At 54.3% G+C, this 12377-nt stretch carries 13 protein-coding genes; 6 read left to right on the top strand and 7 right to left on the bottom strand.

The annotated features are described in order from the left end of the window. Positions 1–354: 354 nt before the first annotated feature. The 3 genes from VQ830_RS17710 to VQ830_RS17700 form a co-directional block, all read right to left on the bottom strand. The gene (locus VQ830_RS17710) at positions 355–1023 is read right to left on the bottom strand and encodes an NAD(P)-dependent oxidoreductase (RefSeq protein ID WP_337269474.1); all 669 of its coding nucleotides are present in this window, start codon (positions 1021–1023) and stop codon (positions 355–357) included. Between the two features lie 68 nt (positions 1024–1091). Then, entirely contained in the window at positions 1092–1565 is a 474-nt protein-coding gene (locus VQ830_RS17705) for an AtaL-like protein (protein ID WP_337269473.1), read from the bottom strand. Positions 1566–1619: 54 nt separating this feature from the next. After that, a complete protein-coding gene (locus VQ830_RS17700; protein ID WP_337269472.1) occupies positions 1620–2489 on the bottom strand; it encodes an SDR family oxidoreductase in 870 nt (289 codons plus the stop codon). Positions 2490–2595: 106 nt separating this feature from the next. Here VQ830_RS17700 and VQ830_RS17695 point away from each other — a divergent pair, with 106 nt between their 5' ends. Further along, a complete protein-coding gene (locus tag VQ830_RS17695; RefSeq protein WP_337269471.1) occupies positions 2596–3486 on the top strand; it encodes a LysR family transcriptional regulator in 891 nt (296 codons plus the stop codon). A gap of 151 nt (positions 3487–3637) precedes the next feature. On the opposite strand, the gene VQ830_RS17690 is transcribed toward VQ830_RS17695, so the two are convergent. Then, the gene (locus VQ830_RS17690) at positions 3638–5548 is read right to left on the bottom strand and encodes an acyltransferase family protein (RefSeq protein WP_337269470.1); all 1911 of its coding nucleotides are present in this window, start codon (positions 5546–5548) and stop codon (positions 3638–3640) included. 694 nt (positions 5549–6242) lie between these two features. Between VQ830_RS17690 and VQ830_RS17685 the strand changes: the two genes are divergently transcribed. The 4 genes from VQ830_RS17685 (at position 6243) to VQ830_RS17675 (ending at position 9152) form a co-directional block, all read left to right on the top strand. After that, positions 6243–7037 carry an SDR family NAD(P)-dependent oxidoreductase gene (locus VQ830_RS17685; protein ID WP_337269469.1) on the top strand — a complete coding sequence of 265 codons (795 nt, stop codon included), beginning with the start codon at positions 6243–6245 and terminating at the stop codon, positions 7035–7037. A 236-nt stretch (positions 7038–7273) separates the two neighbouring features. Continuing rightward, complete coding sequence (locus VQ830_RS17680; RefSeq protein ID WP_337269468.1) at positions 7274–7927, top strand: AraC family ligand binding domain-containing protein; 654 nt, start codon at positions 7274–7276, stop codon at positions 7925–7927. Then, positions 7924–8112: a helix-turn-helix domain-containing protein gene (locus VQ830_RS28815; RefSeq protein WP_438618142.1), complete on the top strand. Its 189-nt coding sequence runs from the start codon at positions 7924–7926 to the stop codon at positions 8110–8112. The genes VQ830_RS17680 and VQ830_RS28815 overlap by 4 nt, the downstream gene beginning before the upstream one ends. A 92-nt stretch (positions 8113–8204) precedes the next feature. Further along, a complete protein-coding gene (locus tag VQ830_RS17675; protein ID WP_337269467.1) occupies positions 8205–9152 on the top strand; it encodes a 2-hydroxyacid dehydrogenase in 948 nt (315 codons plus the stop codon). A 42-nt stretch (positions 9153–9194) separates the two neighbouring features. Here VQ830_RS17675 and tsaA read toward each other — a convergent pair whose 3' ends face one another. After that, complete coding sequence (gene tsaA / locus VQ830_RS17670; protein WP_337269466.1) at positions 9195–9677, bottom strand: tRNA (N6-threonylcarbamoyladenosine(37)-N6)-methyltransferase TrmO; 483 nt, start codon at positions 9675–9677, stop codon at positions 9195–9197. 397 nt (positions 9678–10074) lie between these two features. Between tsaA and VQ830_RS17665 the strand changes: the two genes are divergently transcribed. After that, positions 10075–10608 (top strand): cupin domain-containing protein, encoded by a 534-nt coding sequence (locus tag VQ830_RS17665; protein WP_337269465.1) that lies wholly within the window; start codon positions 10075–10077, stop codon positions 10606–10608. A 177-nt stretch (positions 10609–10785) separates the two neighbouring features. On the opposite strand, the gene VQ830_RS17660 is transcribed toward VQ830_RS17665, so the two are convergent. Continuing rightward, on the bottom strand, positions 10786–11313 hold the full coding sequence (locus VQ830_RS17660; RefSeq protein ID WP_438618139.1) for a c-type cytochrome: 528 nt from the start codon (positions 11311–11313) through the stop codon (positions 10786–10788). A 104-nt stretch (positions 11314–11417) separates the two neighbouring features. After that, positions 11418–12254, bottom strand: coding sequence for a GNAT family N-acetyltransferase (locus VQ830_RS17655; RefSeq protein ID WP_337269464.1), 837 nt, complete (start codon positions 12252–12254; stop codon positions 11418–11420). Between the last annotated feature and the right edge of the window lie 123 nt (positions 12255–12377).

The raw sequence follows: 12377 nt of genomic DNA, 5'->3' as shown, positions 1-12377 counted from the left end.
CCCGCTAGTTCCGGGCTATCTACATCAGTGCGGGTATTTCTTAGATACTTTTTTGACAGAAAGTCGTCGTGGAGGCCCATGTTCAAGGCATTCGAAAACGGACGAGGTGCTCGGCTTTCGCGCCAGCGCAGATAGAAATGCCTGTCCTGTGGAATTCCAGCTATGGAAGGTCGTTGGCGGGGATACGATCTGGAAACGATGCACGGCACGATCCAACGATAAAGGCATATGGCAATGAACCGACGCAAAATGGTGTCAATAATCTTTCCAGGCTGAGTGCCCCCGGCGAATGTCTGGCGTCGGGGGTAAATCGCAAGCGGCGGTGAGGCTGAACTGCGTTGTCCAAATTCATCTTCACCACGTGATGAGGGGCGACTTCTTGATCCATAGCTCAGTGTTGATCTGGTCAAGAACAAACTTTGCCACATCCTCACGGGCGATACTGCCGCCACGGAAATTGGAAAGATCGGTCAAGGCTCGGATCGCGCCCCGTCCCGGCTTGTTGGTGAGAACAGACGGTCTGACGATCGTCCAGTTCAACCCGCTCTCTTCGATGATGGCTTCCTGTCTGTTCTTGTCCGCATAGACCTTCTTCAGCAAGAGTGGAAAGATCAATTTATCGAACATTAAACCGCCATGTCCGACGCTGTCGCCGGCGCCAATCCCGGTCACTGCAATCAGACGCGGCACGTTTTCAAGCTTCATGGCGGTCACCAGCGCGCGAGTGGCGGTTGAAAGCAAGGTCACTTGCTTGAACGGGCTCGCTGGCGTGCCAAGCGCGCTAATGACCGTATCACGACCTGCAAGAGACTTGCGCAACGCGGTCTCGTCGCGAGCATCGCCGATGACAAGCCTCACACCTTTCATGTCCGCGGCCTTTTCCGGTGAGCGCACCAGCGCTGTGACATCATAACCGCGTTCGAGGGCGTAAGTGACGATGTGGCGGCCGGTCGGACCGGTTGCGCCGAGGATGAGGATCTTCGGGACAGAGTGAGATTGCGTTTCAGAAGCAGGAGAATTCATGGCCTCAATCCTTTGAAGGCGGGCGCCTCGATCAGAGGCTGCGCCGGTTATGTTCGCGATTGGTGTGATCAAAGCCGGTTTTCCGCAAGAAGTTCGCGGGTCCGCTTCAGTGTTGAAAGGAGCGCCGACCGATAACCTTTGTCGCTGTCGAACAGCGCTTGTTCGGCCTGCTCTTCGGGACCGTTCGGTTCCTCGCCGCGCAATCCGATGTAGCAATAGAAGCGAAGCTGAAGAGCGCCAGTCTCATCCTCGAACAACTCGTTGACGATGGCGCCTTCGCGCGGGCCGCTGGCCTGGAAAAATGTGACCTTGCTTTGCGGTTCGAGGGTAATGATCTCCCTGATCTCAGACCCGGCGATCGTGGCTTCCCGCACGAAATGGCTCGCGCTCTCCTCCACGACATCGCAGCGGGTGCAAAGTCCGGGTGGCAGAAACAGGCGCGCGTCGCGCGCCTTCAGCTCCAGCCCCTTCCAGACCTGTTCCTTCGTAAGTTTAAGTTCACCTTGCGGGTTCACTGGCACGGTTGCTGTCGAGTAGATCATGATGACGGTCCTTTGTGAGGTCGAGTGTGGTAGAGGGAACTGGTGATCGCTGCCTCAAAGGGAGGCAGCAGTTTCTCGCGCGAAGTTTCGGTAGGAGCGGAGCGGGCGACCCAGGATCGTGGTTAAGCGTTCGACATCGCCGTGATCAGGCAGCATTCCATCGGTCAGGAAGCGTTCGCCCATCATACGCATGTCATAGGCCATCCAGGCGGGAATGAACTGCTTGAGGTTCTGCTCAAAAGCCTGGGTATCGCCTCCGCCATAGCGGACGGGACGCGAAAGTACCTCCGACCAGATGGCTGCGATATCGGCGCCGGTGAGCGTATCGGGTCCAACGAGGTTGATGCGTGTCATTGGAAGCGACTGTTCAGCCTGTTCACGCCGAAGCAGTTCATGAGCGGCGATCTCCGCGATATCTCGCACGTCGATCATAGCCAGACCTTTGTCGCCGACCGGCATCGGATAGACGCCGTAGCCAGTGATGACGTCCTTGATCATCAGATCGTTCTGAACGAAGTAGGCTGGGCGCAGGATCGTCGCGGACAGCCCCATGTGCTCGATCATTCGCTCGACAGCAAACTTGCCGGCAAAGTGCGGGACGTTGACATAGACGTCGGGATGAATCACCGACAGATAGACGATCCGCTCGATGCTGGCAGATCGCGCCAGATTCAGCGCGATCAACGCCTGGGTGAATTCGTCGGGAGCAACTGCGTTGAGAAGGAAAAGTGTCGTGACGCCTTCCAAGGCTTCGCGTAGTGAGTCAACGTCCAGGAAATCGCCTTTCACAACCGCGACGCTCTCCGGGAATGTGGCCTTGGAAGGATCGCGGACCAGCGCCTTGACGTCGGCGCCATGGTTGACGAGGTGATGGACGACTTGGCTGCCAACGTTGCCTGTGGCGCCGGTAACGAGAATGGTCATGGAAGTTTCTCCGGGGTTGTTAATCTTGACACCCCGAATATGAGCGGTTCATGATTGAGCCGATAGATGGTTTATCTGAACACCTTGTCTCATAATTGGAACGAAAATGGATCTTGTTGCGCTTGCTGACTTCAACCTTGTTGCCCGCCATGGGGGCTTTGGAAAGGCAGCCAGAGCCTCAGGCCGGCCGAAGGCGACGCTGTCGCGCCGGGTGACGGAGTTGGAAGCGGCGCTTGATCTCAGGCTGTTTGAACGTGGCACGCACAAGCTGAAGCTCACCGAAGAAGGACGCGCACTTCATGAGCGTACGGCTGCGTTGCTCACTGAACTTGATGAAGCAGCAGCCAGCATTGCATCGGGAGCCGGACAACCACGGGGAAAGTTGCGGATCAGCGCACCGCTTCTCTTGTCGCAGACGGCCATGGGCAAGATCGCTGCAGGTTTTGCCTTGAAGTACCCGGAGGTAAAGCTCGAGATCACGACGGAAGACCGCCCGGTCGATATGATCGAAGAGGGCTATGATCTTGTCATCCGTGTCAATCCGGATCAGGATGAAACCCTTGTCGGTAAACCGTTCTTGCGCGACCGTCTTGTCATTGTGGCTGCTCCAGATCTGGCAAGGCCAGAGGCCGACCATCCGGTGCCCGGCGTGGTCCGCCAAGGTTCGGACCTTCAGTCATGGCCCATGTTGACGGCACGTGGATCGCAGGTGATCCGCATTAATCCTGTCCTTGCCTTATCGTCGCTGATCATGATCCGTGATGCCGTTCGCGCCGGTGTCGGTGCGGCTCGCTTGCCTATTTCGCTCGTGATCAATGATCTTGCGGCCGGCACTCTCGTCCATTGGGGCGAGGTGGAGGGACCCGAGATTGCACTTTGGGCGCTTTATCCATCAAGGCGCCTGCTGAGCGCACGTGTTTCGGCGTTCCTTGCTTTTCTAAAGCAGGCTTTCCCTCATGGTACGCCGGAAGAGCTTGCATCCTACATCAGCCGTTAGCGCTCCCGTTCACGCGACGCTTGACCGTCTGGTATCCAGACACTTCGCTCACTGAACGCAATCAACCGGCTTATTCATAGTGTTCAATTGCAATATCTGGATCGCGCCTCGCCCGGACCGGAAAAGCAATTATCGGAAGCGCGTTGGGCCTTCAGGGGAACTTGCGATCACCCAGCGCGGCGAGCATCAGGCCCGTCATGCGACGACTGCCGAAATTTGAAAAATGGCCGGTGTCGAAATAGAGCAATTTTTGATCAACCATGTAGGGGCAGATGTCATTCGAGCAATCGAGCGCGATCGGATCGATGAAGTCCGCGCCATGAACCAGGCGGCGCAGTTTTAAGTTCAAATCGGGTTGAATCACTGTCTTCCAGCTTGCCGTCATGTCCGTGGGCAAGGCCTTGCGAAAGGCGATAACGTCAACATTTGTCACGAAGACAGGTGACTGTCCTATGACGATAACCCGAATATTGCGTTGTCTCAGCGTGTCGATAGTTTGCTGAACGCCATCGAGCCCGCGAAGTTGCAAATCAGTCCACCGCCCTGAAAGGATCACGGTGGATATATTGAAACGTTGCAACAGTTGAATTGCGTTCGCATTAAAGTCCCGGCAGCGAGGCCGCGCATAGGAATAATATGAAAGAACTGGAGGGCAGCCAGCTTGGGTGTACTGATAGATCGTTCCCTCAACATGTCCAGCATTGGCCATAATGCCGGGCGCATAATGTGCTGCATATGAATCGCCCCAAAGGAGCGTTTTTGGCTCGCCGTTAGCAGCCAAGATGCATTTTTGAGGATCCCAGTTCTCGAAGGAATTGTCGTCCTCGAAGAAGCAAGTGCCATTTCTCCAGGAATGGTCATTGTTCTCTACCGGATTGCCAACAGGCACCGCCACATCGTCAATTTTGCCTCGATCGAACATGGAAGCCTGGAAGCGTGAAAAACCGTCAGATCCACCGGCATATTTGTCGGCCGTGTAGCCGAACGCTGCGACCAATATCATCGCCAAGACGGCTGTGGCGTTCGTGATGGAGGAGCGTGAGGTGCGATGCGGTAGCCTGAATGGTCGCTCGACGTAGCGCCATGAGATGATCGCCAGGACCATGCCGAAAAGAACGATAAAGGCAGCGTCGCCAAGCGTCGGTTCTTCTAGCGTGAGGTAGCGTAGGAAGACAGTGACCGGCCAATGCATGAGATAGAGCGAATATGAAATCTTACCGATGAAAACGAGAGGACGGAGGGAGAGAAGTCTCGCAGACAGTGCTTTTTGCGATCGGCCTGAAAGAATGAGAAGGGCCGCGCCTATGCACGGTGGCATGGCTGCCAATCCAGGAAAGGGCGTGGCCTCCGAATAGAAGCCCACACACAGTGCTGTAATGCACAGTCCAGCGATGCCGAGTACATTGCGTGCAACCGACGAAAGTCTGTCGCCATTGACGGTCAGAGCCAGGATAGCTCCCACCAAGAGTTCCCAACTTCGCGTTGGAAGGAGGAAGAAATTGGCCGTCGGTGCGACTGATGTTGCATAAACACTTAGGCCGAACGAGAGAGTTGCGATCACGGCGAAAAGAGCCAAACGCGAGGATTGCCCCATCCTCTTCGTGATCATCATCAGGATCGGCATCCCGATGTAAAACTGCTCTTCAACAGCAAGCGACCATGTATGAAGAAGAGGACGTAGGTTGGCGCTGTTGTCGAAATAGCCAGAGTTTCGCCAGAAGTAGATGTTCGATGTGAAGGTCCCAACAGAAACAAGGCTTGCATTGTAGTCTCTGAGGAAGGATGGGAGGAAGATAATCCATGCGGATATCGTCGTCAGAACAAGCACGAATAGTAGAGCCGGAAGGATACGGCGGAATCTTCGTTCATAGAAACGGGCAATCGAGAACTGATCTCTGGTCAGGTCCTGGTCTATGATCGTCGTTATGAGATATCCGGAGATGACGAAGAATATATCGACCCCTATGAATCCACCGGAAAATCCTGGCACGCTCGCGTGAAACAGAATAACCGGGATAACCGCCACGCTCCGAAGACCGTCAATATCACTTCGATACTTCATGGCGTTCCACGCGACTGTTCAAGTTGAACCTTCACCGGTTGATGGAACAACCAAAGCAGATTTTCCCTCATATGATCCCCGTGATTGCATCGTGGGTGCTGGAAGGCAGCATCCTCTTTCCGTTCAAAACAAATTCGAGGAGCTTCGGATCGACGAATGGGAGGGTGAGTTCAGATCGCTAGTTCCGATTAAAATCCACCATTCCCTCTATGCGAGATCCTAGGTCTCGTGGGCTTACGCATTCACGGACATCGCAATCATCTGGTTTCAGCCATAAGAGATCATCACAAAACAAGTCGCGGAGCCGTGAGCGACAAACTGGCGCGGCCTGGTTACGGCGCAATTTCTGTTTAGGAAGAGTTAGTTGCAGCTGTAACGACGATGGGTTGGATCGCGTCCGGCCCGTGGCGCCCTGATGGAACTCTGATCGTCAGGAGCGGATATGCGCCATGAGAATAACCAGCGAACCAACCGAGGTTCTGATCTGACGCCACTGTTTTAAGATGTCTGATCGCTAAACCTCAGGCGACTTAACGCGACAGATCCAACCGGCTTGGCGGATCTGAGTGTTTAAATGCCGAATTGGCCAAGCCATTCGTGAATTTCCGGAACGAGTGCAAGGACAATGACCCGCCTTCTGCCTCTGTCTTTCCGGGATTATCTCTCCTTCATCGAACAAAGAAAGGAGACCCACATGAAAATTGATCTTACAGGAAAACGTGCTGTCGTGACCGGCTCGACTGCAGGCATTGGCCTTGGTATTGCGACAGGACTTGCGTCAGCAGGCGCTGAAGTCGTCGTGAACGGACGCAGCGAAGAACGGGTTGAAAAAGCGATCGAAACGATCCGTCAGACAGTTCCGACCGCAATCCTGACCGGCGTTACGTCTGATCTTGCCACGGCTGAAGGCGCCGCAAAGCTGGCAGCAGCCGTGCCGGAAGCTGACATTCTGGTCAACAGCGTCGGCGCTGCACTCTTCAAGTCCTTCGACGACCTCACCGACGAGGACTGGCTGTTCATGTACCAGCTCAATGTGATGAGTGGCGTTCGCCTCACGAAGCACTTTTTGCCAGGTATGACGAAGCGCGCTTGGGGTCGTATTGTCTTTATCAGCAGTGAGTCTGCCTTGAACCCGCCAAAAGAAATGATCGATTACGGAATGACGAAAGCGGCTCAACTTGCGATCTCTCGCGGCGTCGCCGAACTCGCCGGGCGCACGGGTGTCACCGTTAACTCCGTTCTACCCGGCCCGACGCGATCTGAAGGATTCGGCGCCGTGATTGAAAATATCGCAAGGCAGACGGGACAGACGATCGATGAGGTCGAGCAAGACTTTCTGGCAAATAACCGTCCGACATCGCTGCTTGGGCGTTTTTCTTCAACGGAAGAGATTGCCAACATGGTCGTCTACATCTGCTCGCAGCAGGCATCGGCGACAACAGGCGCTGCACTACGCGTTGATGGCGGTGTGGTGCGCTCGATATCTTAACCGAACCATCTTGTAGCACGATTTGGAAAGCAGCAAGGGCGGGCGATCGCGCTTGCTGCCCCATGCATTTTGTATCAAGTCTAACATTTACAGCAGACGCCGTATTCAGACGATCTCGCTCAGATCGGAAGTGCCAAGATTTGCGAGGCTGCAGGAATCTTCAAGATCTATCAGCCTTGTTTGCAGTACCCGCAGATAATCACAGATGCGAAGTTGATAAACGGACGTAGACGACCATGACAGCCGAGAATTTCGTCAAGGTCTGGCGAGAACCAGATCTACACGACGCCGAGATGCTGAAAGGCGCTTATGCGCATCACGCATATCCGTCGCACTCTCACGAAGAGCTCAGTCTTGGTCTCGTGATCGATGGCGCTATTCGTCTGAAAACCCGCAGAGCCGAGGGGATCGCTAAAGCCGGCAGTTTCGTCCTCATCAATTCCGACGAGATCCATCAAGGTGCGCCGGCGGTCAAAGATGGCTGGAGATGTCGAACAATCCATCTTCTACCAAGTGCGATCATCTCTGTCGCCGAGCAGATCTTGGATCGATCTGTGTCAGAGCTTCCCCAATTTGATGGTCCCACATTTGAGGATCCAGAACTTTCAGGTGAACTGCTTGCTCTTCATAGAAGGGCAGAACAAGGCTCGTCCGTCCTGGAGCGTCAAACATATATATCTGTGGTGATTGCACGTCTTCTGGTGCGCCATAGTGCGGTGCCGACCAAGATGCCGAAACTGGACGGCGACGAACCCCTTGCAGTGACCCGTGCGAGAGACTATCTCGACGAACACCTCGCCGAAAAGATAACTTTGGACCAACTGTCGCTGATTGCAGGTTTGCCCCCTTTCCGGGTTTGTTGCGCGCCTTCCAGCGTTCTGTTGGTGTGACCCCTCACTCATATCAGCTTCAGGCCAAAGTCCGCCGCGCGCACATGCTCCTGAGACTCGGACAGCCGATCGCCGACGTTTCGTTCGCAGTTGGATTCTCGGATCAGGCACACTTAACCCGCACCTATAAAAGCATTATGGGTGCCACGCCTGGCAAGTTTAGAAGTGCAGCATTAGCTGCCTGATCACGGCAGCCTCCCCTCCAAATTGCTTTTCCGTCGCTATCGACTAGGCAACGACGGCCGCTGAATACTACATCCCTGAAAAGGAAATTGAGATGAACATCGTTCTGTGTGGATCGTTTTTCCCAGACGTGCACTACTATCTGTCCAAGGCGCTGCCTGAAGGTCAAGACTTCAAGATTGTCGCATGGAACGGAAGTGACAAAGAGATTCCTGAACGCGCGGACGTCATGATCCCGATGATGCACAAGATTGATGCTGACCTTATCGACCTAGCTCGACCACGCCTGATCCAACAATGGGGCTCGGGGTTGGAAGGCGTTGATCTTTCCCATGCCCGCAGGCGGGAGGTTGCCGTTGCAAACGTCGCGGCATTTGGTGGCAATGCGGATTCGGTGGCAGAACACGCTGTCCTTTTGGTTCTCGCCTTACTGCGCAAAGTCAATGAGGCTCAACTCAATGTCCGTGGTGGCCAACTTGGCGCTCCGGTCGGCACTCCTCTTTTCAGCCAAACGGTATGCCTATACGGTCTCGGCGCCATCGCCTTACCCCTCTCTCGCCTCCTAAAGGCGTTCGGTGTCCGTCTTGTCGGTGTAACGAGGGATCCTAATGCGCCAAAGGTTCAGAATTACAATGTGGATGCATGCTACTCGACCGAGGAGATCTTGACCTGTTTGGCGGAGACGGACATTCTAATCCCATGTCTGCGACAGTCGGATAATAACGCTGGTCTGATAGGCGAGCCGGAGCTACGCGCCATGCCGCAGGGCGGACTTTTGGTCAATGTCGCGCGAGGGGGGCTTGTGCAATATGACGCCCTGTTCAGCGCTCTTCAAGACGGACACCTTGCGGGCGCAGGACTTGACGTCTTCTGGAGGGAGCCCTTCGATCCCAGGGATCCATTGCTATCATTGCCCAATGTGATTGCAACGCCGCATATCGCCGGGATCACCAGGAATTCAATGCGTGATATTGCCCAAGGGGTAGCGGAAAATCTTATGCGCCTTCACAGAGGCGAACCGCTCATCAATCGCGTGGTCTAAAAAGAAACCGGATATTGATGCAAAGTCAGCAGTCGCTCGATGTCATTCAATGCGCATTGCCGACATCTTCGGCTTGGCAATTGGCTCGATCAATGAGCGTTCAGGTTTGATATCGATTAAAGGCGTTCCGTCGATACAGTCGAGCCCACGCACCGCGATATAATGATCGCTGACGCCGATGAGTTGCACAATCGCCGTACCGATCGGATTGGGGCGGACCGGAGAGCGGAGCGAAAAAGCGCCATGGACCCATCCGTCGTCGGCTGGACTTTGCAAAACGACATCCCTTGGTGCTTCATGGAGCCAATATAGGATTTCGAGTTGGTCATATTGCTCGATACCCTTCAAGGCATGGCGCCACGGCGCGGCCACATCAATGACGCAAGCAGGACCAGCCCGATCACCCTGGCGAGGTGTCTCGGCCCGCGTCTTCCAAGGCGTTCTCACACATCCGATGAAATATAGTTCGGCATGGGTGCGTTCAGGAAGTGCAACCCTCATTTCGTTGATACGTAGCTCACTCATTGCGCGCGGCCCACCTGCTGGTTGTCAAGCATGATGGCGGCTTACAATTTCCAGATGAGCGTGCTGTTGCAGGGCAATCCTTCTCGGTTTCAGTTGATACGAAAAGTCAGTCCCGAGCATTCAACCAGATCCAGCAAGGAGATTGCCCTGTTCACCGAGCATTTCGTTTTCATCAATGGAGGCAGCCAATAAAGTAATCCGCTCCACGGTTATTGATCACCCTGAGATCTGCAAGCGGGGACGCCCTTCCATGAAATAGGAAACTCGTGGCCTTACGGTTTCGGCTGTAACGCGACACTCATTCCCGAAATGCTCATGCAACCTGCTCTGATCAGAAACTGGGTCGAAAGCCTGGATGTTCGTTCGGGCTCTCTGCTCAGATAGAAGGGATCATGAAATGAATCTTACATCTCTACGAAGCGACGACGATGCGAGCGACTGGATCGATGTCATGGGTCCAAAGATGAAGCCTCTAACAAAGTGGAACGAAGACTATAAAGACTACATGATGTTCCTGTGTATCCTGCCGCCAGGCGTTGCGGTCCCAATGCATAAACATGAGGATCGGGAGACATTTTATGTTCTCGAAGGTGAGGCACAGGGCTGGGTCGACGGCGCCTGGAACGCGCTAAGCGCAGGAGAAATTCTCGATATCCACGAGAATGAGCCACATGCCTGGCGCAATGTTTCAAATCAGGAAGTCAAACTCATTCTGGTGACGACCGCGAAGATGGGGGCCTTCTTCGAGCTCATCGGACGGCCTCTATCAGCAGGGGCCATGCCGCCGACGCCAGAGGCCCTCGCGCATCTGTTCGAAACAGCGGATCGATTTGGCTATTGGCTGGCGCCACCAGAAGAAAATGCCAGGATCGGCTTGGCAATGCCTCCGATAGGTCAAAGCGAAGAGTTCGATAATGTATCGCTCTCTTAACTGATCGTCGAAATCATTGGCTGACGGCAAACTTTTGCGATCGCTCGCTGGTTCGCAGTCAGCCCTTTGTCGTGAGAGCTATTGACGAGGAAAATCTGGTCACCGGAGAACAGCCTTCCTGAGTTTTAACTTTCGATTTCGTGGACGATACCATCTCGGCCGCCACGCAGGAACTGATCACTTCGAGGCATCAGGCGGCACAATCTTAAAAACAGAGACGGTCACCTGTTCTGTGGGGCCGAAGGGGCCAGCCACCTTGTTGGTGACAGGAGGTAAGCTTCTCAGATAAACTGCAATAGCGTGAAGATCTGCTGGCTGAAGCTTTGCAAATCGGCGCCATGGCATCATTGATGCAAGTTCGCGTCCATCCGGAGTGATCCCGGTGCTGATCGCTTTCACGATGTCATCCTCAGACCAGGTCCCCAGTCCTGTGTCCACGTCCGGTGTGAGATTAGGTCCGACAAAAGTTCCGACTTTCGGTATAAAAAAGCCGACGTCAGAACCGCCAAGCAGCCGATGTTCGTCCGGCTTTCCGAAAAAATAACCCGGGGTGTGGCATTCACTACAACCACCCAAGTTGACGAGATAGCGGCCTTTATCAACGTCACTTTCTGCCGAAGCGCCACTTGCCAAAGCAGAGACTGCCAAGAGGGCACACATAGTTGAGCGTAGCTTACCCATCGTGCTCAAAGCGATATTTCCCATAGACGAGATCCCCTGCATTGATCTGATATAGTTTCTCCGACGTTCAACACGCCGCCGCCTAATTACTGCTCTGTTTAATTTCATTAGAACATGGTCTCGGCCGCCTATCCGACCGTGGGTTCCGCGGCCGCTGGCAGGGCATAGTTCGCCCGCACGTACATCTGGGTGAAGCCGGACTTCCTATAATTTGAGAAGGACGCATGATCGGCTTCTTTCCCACGCTCCGGCTGCCCCGTCTCAGCTGTTACCCCCTTGAGGTGCAGACGGGCTGCATGTTCAAGGCGCGAGCGGATGAGGAGCTTTTGGCCACCGCGGCCTCTGTAGTCTGGCAAAGTCCCGTCGATGCCGAACCACCCAAACTTCCCATTTGAGTACATTGCGGCACAAGAAACCGGCTTTTCGTCGTGATAAGCAAGGTGAATGGTCCAATTGCGCCGGCCGGCCACCAGAGACAGCCATTCCGCAAGATCAGAAGGGAGACCAAAGCTCTGCGAAATAATATTTGCAAACGCGTCAGCTTCGGCTGCCGTGACGATCTTTGCGGTGAGGTCGCAATGAACTTGGTCATTATCGCGTAGCCCCGATGAAGGAAGCTTCTGGTAGAACTTTGCCCACCCATTTCCCCGTGGGGCCATATTTTGCTCTTCAGCGTATCGCGCCAATTCGTCCAAAGGTGGCGGGATCTGAACGACCCATCCAGGTGCACAATTATATCTCATCCATCGTGTTGCTACCTCGAAGTCGTTGACGTCTTGAAGACCCACAACGCGCGCCAATTCAGGAATGACGATGGTTTGATGGGTTAGGCACGTGCCGCTGCCAAATTGCTGCAGCATGACGCCATTAGAAACAGCGTACTCTTGCGGAGTAGCCTTGTAGATATCGGCAAATGCCTCGGCCTCAATCGTCTCGATTGCGGCAATCAAATCCTTGTCATGCATTTTTCTTAATGTCCCTAGTGAAGCAAAGACGCTCTTTGCGAGCGAGCTTCAGATCACTGGTTGCAGCTTCTCTACGGTTTTTTCATTTCCATCGATCAAGCTTCAGCTACAGTTGAAATCGGG

The sequence above is a fragment of the Oryzifoliimicrobium ureilyticum genome (genome assembly GCF_037199735.1).
Lineage (GTDB): Bacteria > Pseudomonadota > Alphaproteobacteria > Rhizobiales > Rhizobiaceae > Rhizobium > Rhizobium ureilyticus.
This window is presented reverse-complemented; position numbering and strand designations above follow the sequence as displayed.